Origin of the sequence: Pseudomonas sp. IT-P100, assembly GCF_949767185.1 — a bacterium.
GTDB classification, from domain to species: domain Bacteria; phylum Pseudomonadota; class Gammaproteobacteria; order Pseudomonadales; family Pseudomonadaceae; genus Aquipseudomonas; species Aquipseudomonas fluorescens_B.
Genome location: NZ_CATKQK010000018.1, coordinates 1 through 13,690 on the forward strand (window position 1 = coordinate 1; position 13,690 = coordinate 13,690).

Genomic DNA, 13,690 nt, shown 5'->3' on the forward strand with positions numbered 1-13,690 from the left:
CCGACCAACTCCTTCTGGACTTCGATGAACTGAAGCAACTCGCTGTCGAAAACTTCATAACTCGTTGTTTACCAAGGAGTTTTCCGTTTCGACTGCGCCGGAAGTGGGGCGAATTATAGACTTCCAGAATCTGCCGTCAACCCTTATTTCAGCCTTATTCGGATTTAAGCGAAATCCGCGCAAATGCCTTCTTCCCGGCCTGGCAAACATGGGTAGCGCCCAGTACATATATAAAGGTGCGATCGACAACCTCACCATCTATACGAACACCGCCAGAATTCAGGAGATCACGCGCCATCGCCGAGTTCTTCACGAGGCCGGCTTTATTAAGGACAGCCGCGATCGGCATATCTTCGGTAGCAGTCAATTCGATTTCCGGCAGATCGTCCGGCAGCTCCCCGTCCTTCATACGGTTACCCGCCGCACGGTGAGCATTGGCTGCAGCCTCCTCGCCATGGAAGCGTGCAACGATCTCTTCGGCCAGCTTGATCTTGATGTCACGCGGATTGGCACCCACCTCGACATCAGCACGGAATGCATTGATCTCGTCCATAGAGCGGAAGCTGAGCAATTCGAAGTAACGCCACATCAGCGCATCCGGAATGGAAACCAGCTTGCCGTACATCACACCCGGCGCTTCCTGAATACCGACGTAGTTGCCCAACGATTTGGACATCTTCTTTACGCCATCCAGGCCTTCGAGCAACGGCATGGTCAGAATGCACTGAGCTTCCTGACCATAAGCACGTTGCAGCTCACGCCCCATCAGCAGGTTGAACTTCTGGTCGGTGCCGCCCAGCTCGACATCCGCGCGCAAGGCGACCGAGTCGTAACCCTGAACCAGCGGATAAAGGAACTCATGAATGGCAATGGGTTGATTGGTCGTATAGCGCTTATCGAAGTCGTCACGCTCGAGCATGCGCGCAACGGTGTACTGCGATGTCAGGCGAATGAAGTCGGCCGGCCCCATCTGGTCCATCCAGGTGGAGTTGAACGCCACTTCGGTTTTCGCCGGATCAAGAATCTTGAAGACTTGAGTCTTGTAGGTCTCGGCATTCTCGAGAACCTGCTCACGGGTAAGTGGTGGACGCGTTGCGCTCTTGCCGCTTGGATCACCGATCATCCCGGTGAAGTCACCTATAAGGAAGATCACCTGATGCCCCAGCTCCTGGAACTGACGCAGCTTATTAATAAGCACAGTGTGACCCAGGTGCAAATCCGGCGCGGTCGGATCGAAGCCTGCCTTAATACGCAGCGGCTGGCCACGCTTGAGCTTTTCGATCAGCTCGGACTCGACCAACAGTTCTTCCGCACCACGTTTGATCAGCGCTAGCTGCTCTTCAACCGACTTCATAACAGACCCGCAAGGCTCGAATTCAAAGGGAACCAACCATACAAGATCGCGCGTCAAATACAAAGTTTGGCCGGCGCAATGACGCCAATCCGCTGGCAGAGTGACCACGGACTTGCTTCAGAGATGATTTGGTTATATTTTATACAGTTATTTCATCTTCATCATGTCATTCATCTTTTCCAATTCATCTTTTTCAAAGTCAAAATTACCTATGACCAAAGAATCGTCTAAAGCGCCACCGCTTTACCCGAAGACCCACCTGCTCGCAGCAAGTGGCATCGCCGCCCTTCTGAGCCTGGCGCTTCTGGTATTTCCTTCCAGTGATGTAGAAGCCAAAAAGACGACTCTGAGTCTTGAACTGGAAAGCCCTGCTGAACAACTGACACAAGATCAAGACGCCGCCGAAGCGGCCCAAGCCACAAATGAGTCCGCAACGTCCCCTTTCGCGCAAATCGAAAACAGCGCCGAAGATACCCCGGAAACCGCTCAGGCCGAACCTGTGCCAGTGGTCGAGGAAAAGAAGGCACCCAACCACAGGGAAGTGATCGTCGCCAAAGGCGATACGCTTTCTACGCTGTTCGAAAAAGTCGGACTTCCAGCTGCGTCGGTGCATGAAGTACTGGCCAGCGACAAGCAAGCCAAGCAGTTCAGCCAGTTGAAACATGGCCAGAAACTCGAATTCGAATTGAGCCCTGAAGGCCAGCTGACCAACCTGCACAGCAAGGTCAGCGACCTCGAAAGCATCACGCTGACCAAGAATGACAAGGGTTACGTATTCAACAGAATCACCGCCAAGCCTACCGTGCGCTCAGCCTACGTTCATGGTGTGATCAACAGCTCGCTGTCACAATCTGCCGCTCGCGCCGGCCTGTCGCACAGCCTGACCATGGACATGGCCAGCGTGTTTGGCTATGACGTCGACTTCGCCCAGGATATTCGCCAGGGTGACGAGTTCGACGTGATCTACGAACAAAAGGTTGTCAACGGCAAGGCCGTCGGTAACGGGCCGATCCTCTCAGCGCGCTTCACCAACCGCGGCAAGACCTACACCGCCGTGCGCTACACCAACAAACAAGGCAACAGCAGCTACTACACTGCTGACGGCAACAGCATGCGCAAAGCGTTTATTCGTACACCGGTAGATTTCGCTCGCATCAGTTCCAAGTTTTCCATGGGTCGCAAGCACCCGATCCTGAACAAGATCCGCGCCCACAAAGGTGTCGACTACGCAGCTCCTCGCGGTACGCCAATCAAGGCTGCCGGCGACGGCAAAGTGTTGTTGGCCGGTCGACGCGGCGGCTACGGCAACACCGTGATCATTCAGCACGGCAACACCTATCGCACACTGTATGGTCACATGCAGGGATTTGCCAAAGGCGTCCGGACTGGTAGTTCTGTAAAGCAGGGCCAAGTGATTGGATACATCGGTACCACCGGCCTGTCTACTGGCCCTCATTTGCACTATGAGTTCCAGGTCAATGGTGTGCACGTTGATCCGCTGGGTCAAAAGGTGGCGATGGCCGATCCGATTTCCAAAGCGGAACGCGCTCGCTTCCTCGCGCAGAGTCAGCCGCTGATGGCGCGCATGGACCAAGAGAAGTCCACCCAACTGGCTTCGAGCAAGCGCTAAGCCATGACGCTCTATATAGGTGTGATGTCCGGGACCAGCCTCGATGGCCTGGATATCGCGCTGGTCGAGATAGCGCCAGCGATCAAGCTGATCGCCACGCACTACATTCCCATGCCTGACTCCCTGCGCAGCGAGCTGCTTGGCTTGTGCGCCAGTGGCCCGGACGAAATTGCCCGCTCAGCCATTGCCCAGCAGAATTGGGTAAAGCTGGCGGCGCAGGGCATTCATACCCTTCTTGATGAACAGAACCTGAAACCCGAAGACATTCGCGCGATTGGCAGCCACGGCCAGACCATTCGCCACGAACCGTCGCGCGGCTTCACGGTGCAAATCGGCAACCCCGCCCTGCTGACAGAATTGACCGGTATCACGGTAGTCAGCGACTTCCGCAGCCGCGATGTGGCGGCCGGCGGTCAAGGCGCCCCGCTGGTTCCGGCCTTCCACGAAGCCTTGTTTGAAGAACAGGCAGGCAACCGCGCGGTATTGAATGTTGGCGGTTTCAGCAACCTCAGCCTGATCGAGCCCGGCAAACCTGTGGCGGGCTTCGACTGCGGCCCGGGGAATGTGTTGCTGGACGCCTGGATTCATCAGCAACGTGGCGAAAACTTTGATCGCGACGGCCAATGGGCCGCCAGCGGCGAGATCGAACCTGTTCTGCTGAAAGCGCTGCTTGACGATCCGTTCTTCCTGACCAAAGGCCCGAAAAGCACGGGTCGCGAAGTGTTCAACCTGCCTTGGCTGACACAGCATTTATCAAAGCTGCCGCCCTTCGCCGCCGAAGACGTGCAAGCAACGCTGCTTGAACTGACCGCACTGACCATTACCGAATCGCTGCAAAGCGCTCAATCGGATACCCGGGAGTTGCTGGTTTGTGGCGGCGGCGCACACAACACCACATTGATGAAGCGGCTGGCCAGCCTGCTGCCTGACGCGACAGTCAGCAGCACAGCCACTCACGGCGTTGACCCCGACTGGGTAGAGGCCATGGCCTTCGCCTGGCTGGCCCACTGCTGCCTCGAAGGCATCGCCGCCAACCGCCCAAGCGTCACCGGTGCCCGCGGCCTGCGCATACTCGGCGCCATCTACCCCGCCTGAAGCAGAACCCCGGACAGCAAAACGCCGCATGACCCTGAGGTCATGCGGCGTTTGTTCATGCGGTGAAGCGCGATCAGATCGAGAACGAAGAGCCGCAGCCACACGTGGTGGTGGCGTTCGGGTTCTTGATGACGAAACGCGAACCTTCCAGACCTTCCTGGTAATCCACCTCGGCGCCTGCCAGGTACTGGAAGCTCATCGGATCGACGACCAGACTCACACCCTCGCGCTCGACGATGGTGTCGTCATCGGCCACTTCTTCATCGAAGGTAAAGCCGTACTGAAAACCTGAACAACCGCCGCCCGTAACAAATACGCGCAGCTTCAAGCGATCATTCCCCTCTTCATCGACCAGGCTCTTCACCTTGTGCGCGGCACCGTGGGTGAATTGCAAAGCCGTGGGGGTGAAGGATTCGACGCTCATGCTAACTATCTCCCGGCGTTACGCCGCCATAATGCGTGATGACGCGCATTATCCGCTTCTCCTAGAAAATTGGTCAACTATTGTTACGGTATATCAATAAACCCGATTGCCGGCAGGAAATGCAAAAAGGCCCGTTCGACGGGCCTTTTTACTGAGCGGGATAAACCTTACGGCAACATGCCGGCGTGGGACAGGCCCAGACGTTCATCCAGTCCAAACAGGATGTTCAGGTTCTGTACTGCCTGACCCGACGCGCCTTTGACCAGGTTATCGATTACCGACAACACCACCACCAGATCACCGTCCTGCGGACGATGCACGGCGATACGGCAGACGTTGGCACCGCGTACGCTGCGGGTTTCCGGATGGCTGCCTGCCGGCATCACATCAACGAACGGCTCGTTGGCATAACGCTTTTCAAACAGCGCCTGCAGATCCACCGAGCGATCCACGACCGTCGCATAGAGTGTCGAGTGGATGCCGCGAATCATCGGGGTCAGGTGCGGAACGAAAGTCAGCCCGACGTCCTTGCCTGCTGCGCGACGCAGACCCTGGCGAATTTCCGGCAAGTGACGGTGACCTTTGACGGCGTAGGCCTTCATGCTTTCCGATGTCTCGGAGTACAGCGAACCTACGGAAGCGCCACGACCGGCACCGCTGACGCCGGATTTGCAGTCAGCGATCAAGCGAGTGGTATCGGCCAGGCCGGCTTCGAGCAATGGCAGGAAGCCCAGTTGCGTAGCGGTCGGGTAGCAACCTGGCACGGCGATCAGGCGCGCCTGTTTGATTTGCTCGCGATTGACTTCCGGCAAGCCGTAGACCGCTTCTTCCAGCAGCTGCGGCGCACCGTGCGGCTGGCCGTACCACTTGGCCCATTCGTCAGCGTCTTGCAGACGGAAGTCTGCCGACAGGTCGATGACCTTGGTCCCGGCCGCCAGCAGTTCACCGGCCAGCGCATGGGCGACACCGTGAGGCGTGGCGAAGAACACCACGTCGCAGGCGCCCAGGGTCTTGATGTCCGGAACGCTGAACGCCAGGCCATCGTAATGACCGCGCAGGTTCGGGTACATGTCAGCCACGGCCAGACCGGCCTCGGATCGGGAAGTGATCACCACCACTTCTGCCTGCGGATGCTGCGCCAACAGACGCAGCAGTTCGACACCGGTGTAACCCGTGCCGCCGACGATACCGACCTTGACCATAAACCTGCCCTCAACGAACCCACTGGAAAGCCGTCGATAATAGGGCCCGTATCGTCCTGCGACAACCGGCAAGGTGACGTGCGGACGCTCTACCCTCTACTATCTTCGCTACCGTGAACCTGGGAATAACTAAAAATGCTTTATCTGTGGCTCAAAGCGCTTCACATCATCAGCATGGTCTGCTGGTTTGCCGGCCTGTTTTACTTGCCGCGCCTGTTCGTCTATCACGCCCAAAGCGAAGACGCTGTCAGCAAAGAACGCTTCAGCCTGATGGAGCGCAAGCTGTACCGCGGCATCATGGGCCCGGCGATGATCGCCACGCTGATTTTCGGTATTGCACTGATTGCGCTGAACCCAAGCATATTCAGTCAAGGCGCCTGGATTCACGCCAAATTGACGCTGGTGGTCATCCTGATCGGCTACCACCACATGTGCGGCGCGCAGGTGAAACGTTTTGCCCGTGGCGAGAACACCCGCAGCCATGTCTTTTATCGCTGGTTCAATGAAGTGCCGGTTCTGATATTGCTGGCTATCGTAATTCTGGTCGTCGTTCGGCCGTTCTAACTTCAATCGGCACCACTCACCGGGGTACTTCCAATGTCGCTGCCCGCTTTGCTCGAACAACGTTTGCGCCTGCCCGTCGTGGCAGCGCCGATGTTCCTGATTTCCAATCCACAATTGGTACTCGCCTGCTGCCGTAATGGCGTAGTGGGCAGCTTTCCCGCGCTGAACCAGCGCGAGAGCAGCGGTTTCAAAGCCTGGCTGGAAGAAATCGAGGCTGGCCTGGCGACACTGGACAACCCCGCGCCCTATGCCGTGAACCTGATCGTCCACAACAGTAATCCGCGGCTGCAGGCGGACCTGGACATCTGCATCGAGCACAAGGTGCCGATCGTGATCACCAGCCTCGGCGCCGTGAAAGAACTGGTCGATGCCGTCCACAGTTATGGAGGCCTGGTCTTCCATGACGTAACGACCCGACGCCACGCAGAGAAAGCCGCCGAAGCGGGCGTTGATGGCTTGATTGCCGTGGCCGCGGGCGCCGGCGGACACGCGGGAACCTGGAGCCCGTTTTCGCTGATTGCCGAAATCCGCCAGTTCTTCGACAAGACCCTGCTGCTGGCCGGCTGCCTCAATCATGGCCACGAGATACTCGCGGCACAATTGCTCGGTGCGGATCTGGCCTACTTCGGTACACGATTTATCGGCACCGCTGAAAGTCATGCACCTGACGCCTACAAAGAGATGCTGCTGAACGCCAGAGCGGCAGACATCATCCATACACCGGCCGTGTCGGGCGTACCGGCGAGTTTTATGCGTCAGAGCCTGGAAGCGGCCGGTTTCGACATGGCGGCGCTGCAAAACAAGGGCGAGGTCAATTTCGGCTCCAAGCTCAAGCCATTGAGCGATGAAGCCAAGGCCTGGAAAACCGTGTGGTCCGCCGGCCAGGGCGTCGGAGAAATCGATGATTTGCCGAGCGTGGATCAATTGGTCGCCCGGCTGGACGCTGAATACCGCAAGGCGCTGGAACTGGCGGCACAACTGCCGAAACGCTGGCCACGCTGACAGGAAAATTTGGCCAGCCATCCTCGGCTGGCCTTACACTCCGTGATCGCAGCACCTTAACTATTCAAACACTCGCGACAAGGATGCCTCGCAATGAGCGACAACCGTTTCAAGATCGTATTCGACGGCGCTCTGCTGCCGGGCGTTGAGATCACCACCGCCAAACTCAATCTGGCGGCGTTGTACAAAAGCGAAGTGGCGGCCATCGAACGGCTGTTCACCGGGCAGACCGTAACGCTCAAGCAAAACCTGTCGCAGACAGAGGCGCAAACCTACCTTCAGGCGCTGACGAAAACCGGCATCGATGCCCGTATCGAAGCCGAACCCTCGATTGAACTGAACCTGGACGATGTTCAACACCACGCCGCCGTAAGCAGCCAACCAGTATTCGCAGACCCCGATTCTCCCTACGCACCGCCGCGGGCCACCGTTGGTGAAAGCTTGCCGCAGTTCGCCACGCTCAAGCCATTCAGCGTCGAAGGACGCATCGGCCGTTTGCGTTATCTGGCCTGGACCATGGTCCTGACGCTGGTCATGCTCGGTATCGGGTCGGTCGTGGCGATTTTCGCCATCGCCCTGATCAGCAGCGATTCCACCGCAGGCCTGATTGTCGGAGGCCTGGTGGCATTTTTTCTGTGCATCGCCATCGCAGTCGTCAGCATTCAGATCAGCGTTCAACGGCTGCACGACATTGGCTGGTCCGGCTGGCTCTGGTTGCTGAATCTCGTGCCATTCGTGGGCAGTTTCTTTCCGTTCGTGATCATGTGCGTGCCAGGCACCAACATCGCCAATCGCTACGGCCCTCCACCACCGCCGAACACCACGGCAGTCAAAGTGCTGTCTTCGCTGTGGGTCGTGGTCATTGCCCTCGGCTTTGTTGGTCTGTTGGCGGGTGGCTTCAGTGCAATCCAGCAAGAATACGAAACCGCGGCCGAAACCAGCTATGACAGCGGCTCGGTAACCACCGACGAAGTGGAAGCCGAGCCCGCCGAAGAGGCGGAACAAGTACCGGATTCCACAGACGATGAAGCCGAAGAAGCCCCGGCCCCTGTAGACTCTGCGAAAGAATGAACAGCGCTCCCCGCCCGTGACACCTGCGTCGCCGGCGCGGAGCCGTTGCGATGGAGAACTGCATGACCCGTTACGCTCTGATCACTGGCGCTTCCAGCGGCATCGGCCTGGCGATGGCCGAAGCGCTGGCCCGCCGTGGCCGCAGCCTGATTCTGGTGGCCCGACAACGTGATCAGCTGGAAAGTATTGCAATTGAACTGACCCAACGTTTTGGCGTGGAGGTGTTATTCCGCGCCTGCGACCTCGGCGAGCCACTGCGCCTGTCCGGGTTTCTGCTGGAACTGGAAGAAGGTGACCGGCAGATCGACCTGCTGGTGAACTGCGCCGGCATCGGCACCTGCGGCCCTTTCCTGGCGCAGGACTGGATGACCGAGCAAGACCTGATCGAAGTGAACATCCTGGCCCTGACCCGCCTGTGTCATGCCATCGGTAACAGCATGGCGTTGCAGGGTGGCGGACAGATCCTGAATGTCGCTTCGGTCGCGGCCTTCCATCCCGGCCCCTGGATGAGCACTTACTACGCCAGCAAAGCCTATGTGCTGCACTTCTCCGAAGGGTTGCGCGTCGAGCTGAAGAAATGCGCGGTCAAGGTTTCCGTACTCTGCCCCGGTCCGACCCGCACCGCGTTTTTCCGCACCGCGCAGTTGGACAGCGACAAACTGGTCCGAAGCAAACTGTTGATGAGCCCCGAGGAAGTCGCGCTGTATACGGTGCGGGCTCTGGAAAAGAATCGCGCCATCATTATTCCGGGCCGGCTGAACCGCTGGCTCGCTTTCCTGCCACGGCTTGGCTCACGCTGGTTGATCAGGACCCTCACAGGCATGGTCAACAAGGCCTATTGCCCGCGCTGATCAAGCTTCAGGGCAAAAGGCTGGGCGCGGGGATCACCCATGAGTACACTCAGGCCAGACCAAATAACGGAGAAAACAGCTGTGGATACTCTGTTCACCAAGATCATCAACCGGGAAATCCCGGCGAAGATCATTTACGAGGACGACCAGGTACTGGCCTTCCACGACATCGCCCCACAGGCACCGGTGCATTTTCTGGTGATCCCGAAGAAACCGGTGCGCACCCTCAACGACCTCACCGAGGACGACAAGGCATTGGCCGGGCATATCCTGTTCACTGCCCAGCGCCTGGCAAAGGAACTGGGTTGCGAGAAAGGTTTTCGCGTTGTCATGAACTGCAATGAAGAAGGCGGACAGACTGTTTACCACATTCATATGCACGTACTGGGTCAACGCCAGATGCATTGGCCGCCGGGTTGATTGCAGCTCTGCGGGTGTTTGTGGTGAGGGAGCTTTTGCTCCCGCGGGGCTGCGTAGCGGCCCTGAAACCTGAGCCCCCGACTTATCAGGAAAAACAAATCAGCCTTCATTGCGACTGCTTCGCAGTCGGACGGGAGCAAGTTCTCTCGCCACAGAAACCTGTCCCGCCACGCCCTTCATCCCGGCTCATGACCCAGCGCAAACCTTCCCTGGCCGATTGGGGTAAACTGGCCGCCGAGATTCTTCCCGGAGGTCAGCATGACTACCCAACGTCACTACTCGCCGATTGACCGTCTTCTGCTGCAAGCCGATGCTGCGATGCGTACCCTGCTGCCCTTCAGTGGCCAGCCGTACCGTCCGTCTCCCGCGATCGTGCAGCCGGAAACGCAAATGAGCGACGAAGACACCCGGCACGTTGCCGGTTTGATGCGTATCAACCACACCGGCGAAGTCTGCGCCCAGGCGCTGTATCAGGGTCAGGCCCTGACCGCCAAGTTGCCGCAGGTGCGCGCGGCCATGGAACATGCCGCTGAAGAAGAAATTGACCACCTGGTCTGGTGCGAGCAACGCATCAAGCAGTTGGGCAGCCACACCAGCATTCTCAATCCGCTGTTCTATGGCATGTCATTCGGGATTGGTGCGGTAGCCGGGTTGATCAGCGACAAGGTCAGCCTGGGGTTCGTTGCGGCAACGGAGCATCAGGTGTGCAAGCATTTGAATGAACATCTTGAGCAGTTGCCGGCCGAGGACGAAAAATCCCGGGCGATACTTGAGCAAATGCGGATTGATGAAGAGCACCATGCCGAAAGTGCGTTGGAGGCTGGGGGCTTTCGTTTTCCGGCGCCGGTGAAGTTCGGGATGAGCTTGATGGCCAAGGTGATGACCAAGAGTACTTATCGGATCTGATTTCAGATTTTTTGTAGGCGCAAGCTTGCTGCTCCTACAGGGGCAAGACACAAAAAAGGCGACTGCCGTGAGGTAGTCGCCTTTTTTTGTGTTCAAAGTCTTAGGTCGGCATGTTGCGCGCGTAGAAGATTTCGAGCATTTCGTGTTTCACACGGTCGGTCACTTGAGCACGCTGCTCAGGGGACAGGCTGTTGGTCGCATCACCGAACAGGTAGTTATCCAGTTCGAAGTTCTTCAACAGCATTTTGGTGTGGAACAGGTTTTCCTGGTACACGTTCACGTCGGTCATCTGGTACGCGTCGCGGGTGTCGTCGGAGAGGTAGTTCTGAATCGAGTTGATCTCGTGATCGATGAAGTGCTTGTTGCCTTCGACGTCACGGGTGAAACCGCGCACACGATAATCCACGGTCACAATGTCCGAATCGAACTGGTGAATCAGGAAGTTGAGCGCTTTGAGCGGTGAAATGACGCCACAGGTCGACACGTCAATGTCCACACGGAAGGTCGCAATGCCGTCGTCCGGATGGATTTCCGGGTAGGTGTGCACCGTGATGTGGCTCTTGTCGAGGTGGGCCAGGATAATCTCGGGCAACGGGCCCGGGGATTCTTCGATCTGGCTGTCGGTCGGGGTCACCGGCTCTTCAGAGATCAGAATCGTGACGCTGGCGCCTTGCGGATCGTAGTCCTGACTGGCGATGTTCAGGATGTTGGCACCAATGATATCGACAACTTCCGTGAGGATCTGCGTCAGGCGTTTCGCGTTGTACTCTTCATTGATGTACTCGACGTAAGCCTGCTGGTCTTGCGGGGTTTCCGCGTAGCAGATGTCATAGATGTTGAAGCTCAAGGTCTTTGTCAGGTTATTGAACCCGTGGAGCTTGAGTTTGCTTTTCACCGTTAAAAACTCTCTATGTATTGCGGCCCGGGCCGCGTGATCAAGCATGCCCGTCAGATGCGAACGACGCACCTGCGTAGGACGGTTAACACCTCTTCGCGATGGCGATTTTGGTTGTCTGTTCGGGCGAGCGGCCGGTCGGCTGACGGACCACTACCCTGAAAAAAGTGGCGCATTATGCAGACGTCAGCTTGGGATCGCCAGAGTCTGCACTGCTTTTATGATAGTTGAATGTCGATTCAACCGAGTTCGATGATTTCGTAGTCGTGGGTAATCGCAACACCGGCCGCGCCGAGCATGATCGACGCCGAGCAATACTTCTCGGCAGACAACTCGATGGCGCGTTTGACCTGGGCTTCTTTCAGCCCGCGGCCCTTGACCACGAAGTGCATGTGGATCTTGGTGAAGACCTTCGGGTCCTCGGTCGCACGCTCGGCTTCGAGGAAGGCTTCGCAGCTTTCGACGGCCTGACGGGACTTCTTGAGAATGCTGACCACATCGAAATTGCTGCAACCGCCGACACCCAGCAGGAGCATTTCCATCGGCCGGACACCCAGGTTACGACCACCGGCATCGGGCGGACCGTCCATGACCACGACATGACCGCTGCCGGATTCGCCGAGGAACATGGCTTCGCCAGCCCATTGGATGCGTGCCTTCATCGCCAAGACTCCACTGTCTAAAAAAGGGTCGCCAGCTTAGCACAGGGCCTTGGATTGACAGCGTTCGCCGTCCTAAGACATAACCACCGGCTTTGTAGGTAAATTCTCGAATATTGCAGGAAGTGTCTGGTAAGCTGGCGCCAATTCGCTGGCGCATAGCCAGCTTCGCTCCGACGTCAGTGCCTCATAAAAAAACCAAACACACCGTGCAGTCTTTTCGGGATACAACCATGGTTGCTATTGCCCCTACACCCAAAATCAAGAACGTCGACAAGCTGTTGATGCATTGCCAGCGCCGTCGTTATGCGGCCAAGAGCAACATCATTTGCGCCGGTGATCGCTCGGAGACTCTGTTCTTCATCATCAAAGGCTCGGTCACCATTCTGATCGAGGATGACGACGGCCGTGAAATGATCATCGCCTACCTGAACGCCGGGGACTTTTTCGGAGAGCTGGGTCTGTTTGAACAGGCCGGCCTGGAACAGGAGCGCAGCGCCTGGGTGCGCGCCAAGATCGAGTGCGAAGTCGCGGAAATCAGCTACGCGAAATTTCGCGAGTTGTCCCAGCAGGATCCAGACATTCTTTACGTACTCAGCGGACAAATCGCACAGCGCCTGCGCAACACCACACGCAAGGTCGGCGACCTCGCATTTTTCGACGTGACTGGCCGCGTTGCCCGTTGCCTGCTGGAATTGTGCAAACAGCCCGATGCGATGACCCACCCTGATGGCATGCAGATCAAGGTGACTCGTCAGGAAATCGGGCGGATTGTCGGGTGTTCCCGGGAGATGGTCGGTCGCGTGCTCAAGGACCTGGAAGAGCGCAACCTGGTCGACGTCAAAGGCAAGACCATGGTGGTCTTCGGTACGCGCTAAACCTTGAACATGTCTGCCAGCAACTGGCGATAGAGCGCGTCGAGACGTTCCAATGCATCGGGCGCCGCAAACTTTTCATGCAAGGCGATGTGGCTCTCGGCACGAACCCGCTGTTCCAGACCGCACGCCTCGTTGAAGCGATTGACCGCCGCGACCATCGATTCGCGCTCGTTATCCAGCAACAAGGCGCCGTGCACCAACCCGACCGGTCGTGAACCACCCTTGCTCTGGCGCCAGCGCTGTGCGGTGCCGACCATCTTGCGTCCGTCGAGGTTGACGTTGAAGCGTCCGTCGCAAAACGCGCCGTCCACTTCGCCCAACGACGAAACGCCGCCCAGTTCATCCAGCAACTGACAGATCGGGTCGCAGAGTCGGCGATAGGCGCTTTCGATACGATTCTGGTCGCCCTCGCTGCGTGGCGGCGCGTAGACCAGCGCGATGTTGATGGTTGATGCCGATTGCGGCACTGGCTCGCCGCCGGTTTCGCGCAACAGTACTGGCCAGCCTGCAGCGGCAGATACCTCGCAGGCGGCTTCGAAGTTGGGCAGACGATTCAAGCGGCGTGGCATGACCAGCGCTTTGTCACTTGGCTGCCAGAACAGCAGACCGAATTCCGAGTCGCCGGTGCAGACTGAGGCCAATAGATCCTGTTCGGCCAGGAGACCAGCCTCGACAGTCAGTGAAGTCGGTTTGAACATGAACAACTCCTTAAGACATGAAGTCGTGAGGAATTGGAGCT

At 57.7% G+C, this 13,690-nt stretch carries 15 protein-coding genes; 9 read left to right on the forward strand and 6 right to left on the reverse strand.

Annotated features, from left to right (window positions below):
- Positions 1-154: 154 nt before the first annotated feature.
- Positions 155-1,354 carry a tyrosine--tRNA ligase gene (tyrS, locus tag ACM6IQ_RS15550; RefSeq protein ID WP_017341083.1) on the reverse strand — a complete coding sequence of 400 codons (1,200 nt, stop codon included), beginning with the start codon at positions 1,352-1,354 and terminating at the stop codon, positions 155-157.
- 211 nt (positions 1,355-1,565) lie between these two features.
- Here tyrS and ACM6IQ_RS15555 point away from each other — a divergent pair, with 211 nt between their 5' ends.
- Both ACM6IQ_RS15555 and ACM6IQ_RS15560 read left to right on the forward strand, forming a co-directional pair.
- On the forward strand, positions 1,566-2,984 hold the full coding sequence (locus ACM6IQ_RS15555; protein ID WP_017341084.1) for a peptidoglycan DD-metalloendopeptidase family protein: 1,419 nt from the start codon (positions 1,566-1,568) through the stop codon (positions 2,982-2,984).
- Positions 2,985-2,987: 3 nt separating this feature from the next.
- Positions 2,988-4,079: an anhydro-N-acetylmuramic acid kinase gene (locus ACM6IQ_RS15560; RefSeq protein ID WP_414879254.1), complete on the forward strand. Its 1,092-nt coding sequence runs from the start codon at positions 2,988-2,990 to the stop codon at positions 4,077-4,079.
- A 73-nt stretch (positions 4,080-4,152) separates the two neighbouring features.
- On the opposite strand, the gene erpA is transcribed toward ACM6IQ_RS15560, so the two are convergent.
- Both erpA and argC read right to left on the reverse strand, forming a co-directional pair.
- Positions 4,153-4,503, reverse strand: coding sequence for an iron-sulfur cluster insertion protein ErpA (gene erpA, locus ACM6IQ_RS15565; protein WP_007906865.1), 351 nt, complete (start codon positions 4,501-4,503; stop codon positions 4,153-4,155).
- Between the two features lie 167 nt (positions 4,504-4,670).
- Positions 4,671-5,705, reverse strand: coding sequence for an N-acetyl-gamma-glutamyl-phosphate reductase (gene argC, locus ACM6IQ_RS15570; RefSeq protein ID WP_017341086.1), 1,035 nt, complete (start codon positions 5,703-5,705; stop codon positions 4,671-4,673).
- 135 nt (positions 5,706-5,840) lie between these two features.
- Here argC and hemJ point away from each other — a divergent pair, with 135 nt between their 5' ends.
- From hemJ to coq7, 6 genes are all read left to right on the forward strand, one after another.
- Positions 5,841-6,269, forward strand: coding sequence for a protoporphyrinogen oxidase HemJ (gene hemJ, locus ACM6IQ_RS15575; RefSeq protein WP_017341087.1), 429 nt, complete (start codon positions 5,841-5,843; stop codon positions 6,267-6,269).
- A gap of 33 nt (positions 6,270-6,302) precedes the next feature.
- The gene (locus tag ACM6IQ_RS15580; RefSeq protein ID WP_414879255.1) at positions 6,303-7,271 is read left to right on the forward strand and encodes an NAD(P)H-dependent flavin oxidoreductase; all 969 of its coding nucleotides are present in this window, start codon (positions 6,303-6,305) and stop codon (positions 7,269-7,271) included.
- A 93-nt stretch (positions 7,272-7,364) separates the two neighbouring features.
- Entirely contained in the window at positions 7,365-8,342 is a 978-nt protein-coding gene (locus ACM6IQ_RS15585; protein WP_414879256.1) for a DUF805 domain-containing protein, read from the forward strand.
- Between the two features lie 62 nt (positions 8,343-8,404).
- Complete coding sequence (locus ACM6IQ_RS15590; protein ID WP_017341090.1) at positions 8,405-9,193, forward strand: SDR family NAD(P)-dependent oxidoreductase; 789 nt, start codon at positions 8,405-8,407, stop codon at positions 9,191-9,193.
- Between the two features lie 81 nt (positions 9,194-9,274).
- Complete coding sequence (locus ACM6IQ_RS15595) at positions 9,275-9,613, forward strand: histidine triad nucleotide-binding protein (RefSeq protein WP_017341091.1); 339 nt, start codon at positions 9,275-9,277, stop codon at positions 9,611-9,613.
- A gap of 258 nt (positions 9,614-9,871) precedes the next feature.
- Positions 9,872-10,519, forward strand: a complete 648-nt coding sequence (gene coq7 / locus ACM6IQ_RS15600) for a 2-polyprenyl-3-methyl-6-methoxy-1,4-benzoquinone monooxygenase (protein ID WP_017341092.1) — start codon at positions 9,872-9,874, stop codon at positions 10,517-10,519.
- 100 nt (positions 10,520-10,619) lie between these two features.
- Here coq7 and speD read toward each other — a convergent pair whose 3' ends face one another.
- Positions 10,620-11,414, reverse strand: coding sequence for an adenosylmethionine decarboxylase (gene speD / locus ACM6IQ_RS15605; protein ID WP_017341093.1), 795 nt, complete (start codon positions 11,412-11,414; stop codon positions 10,620-10,622).
- A 239-nt stretch (positions 11,415-11,653) separates the two neighbouring features.
- On the reverse strand, positions 11,654-12,076 hold the full coding sequence (locus ACM6IQ_RS15610; RefSeq protein WP_007941657.1) for an OsmC family protein: 423 nt from the start codon (positions 12,074-12,076) through the stop codon (positions 11,654-11,656).
- Between the two features lie 230 nt (positions 12,077-12,306).
- Here ACM6IQ_RS15610 and crp point away from each other — a divergent pair, with 230 nt between their 5' ends.
- The gene (gene crp, locus ACM6IQ_RS15615) at positions 12,307-12,951 is read left to right on the forward strand and encodes a cAMP-activated global transcriptional regulator CRP (protein ID WP_017341094.1); all 645 of its coding nucleotides are present in this window, start codon (positions 12,307-12,309) and stop codon (positions 12,949-12,951) included.
- On the opposite strand, the gene ACM6IQ_RS15620 is transcribed toward crp, so the two are convergent.
- Complete coding sequence (locus ACM6IQ_RS15620) at positions 12,948-13,649, reverse strand: biotin/lipoate A/B protein ligase family protein (protein WP_017341095.1); 702 nt, start codon at positions 13,647-13,649, stop codon at positions 12,948-12,950. The two genes, crp and ACM6IQ_RS15620, sit on opposite strands and share 4 nt — an antisense overlap.
- Positions 13,650-13,690 lie beyond the last annotated feature (41 nt).

Excerpts from the sequence above, each read along its gene's own strand:
- tyrS (WP_017341083.1), bottom strand. The coding sequence starts at position 1,354 with ATGAAGTCGGTTGAAGAGCAGCTAGCGCTGATCAAACGTGGTGCGGAA.
- ACM6IQ_RS15555 (WP_017341084.1), top strand. The coding sequence starts at position 1,566 with ATGACCAAAGAATCGTCTAAAGCGCCACCGCTTTACCCGAAGACCCAC.
- ACM6IQ_RS15560 (WP_414879254.1), top strand. The coding sequence starts at position 2,988 with ATGACGCTCTATATAGGTGTGATGTCCGGGACCAGCCTCGATGGCCTG.
- erpA (WP_007906865.1), bottom strand. The coding sequence starts at position 4,503 with ATGAGCGTCGAATCCTTCACCCCCACGGCTTTGCAATTCACCCACGGT.
- argC (WP_017341086.1), bottom strand. The coding sequence starts at position 5,705 with ATGGTCAAGGTCGGTATCGTCGGCGGCACGGGTTACACCGGTGTCGAA.
- hemJ (WP_017341087.1), top strand. The coding sequence starts at position 5,841 with ATGCTTTATCTGTGGCTCAAAGCGCTTCACATCATCAGCATGGTCTGC.
- ACM6IQ_RS15580 (WP_414879255.1), top strand. The coding sequence starts at position 6,303 with ATGTCGCTGCCCGCTTTGCTCGAACAACGTTTGCGCCTGCCCGTCGTG.
- ACM6IQ_RS15585 (WP_414879256.1), top strand. The coding sequence starts at position 7,365 with ATGAGCGACAACCGTTTCAAGATCGTATTCGACGGCGCTCTGCTGCCG.
- ACM6IQ_RS15590 (WP_017341090.1), top strand. The coding sequence starts at position 8,405 with ATGACCCGTTACGCTCTGATCACTGGCGCTTCCAGCGGCATCGGCCTG.
- coq7 (WP_017341092.1), top strand. The coding sequence starts at position 9,872 with ATGACTACCCAACGTCACTACTCGCCGATTGACCGTCTTCTGCTGCAA.
- ACM6IQ_RS15610 (WP_007941657.1), bottom strand. The coding sequence starts at position 12,076 with ATGAAGGCACGCATCCAATGGGCTGGCGAAGCCATGTTCCTCGGCGAA.
- crp (WP_017341094.1), top strand. The coding sequence starts at position 12,307 with ATGGTTGCTATTGCCCCTACACCCAAAATCAAGAACGTCGACAAGCTG.
- ACM6IQ_RS15620 (WP_017341095.1), bottom strand. The coding sequence starts at position 13,649 with ATGTTCAAACCGACTTCACTGACTGTCGAGGCTGGTCTCCTGGCCGAA.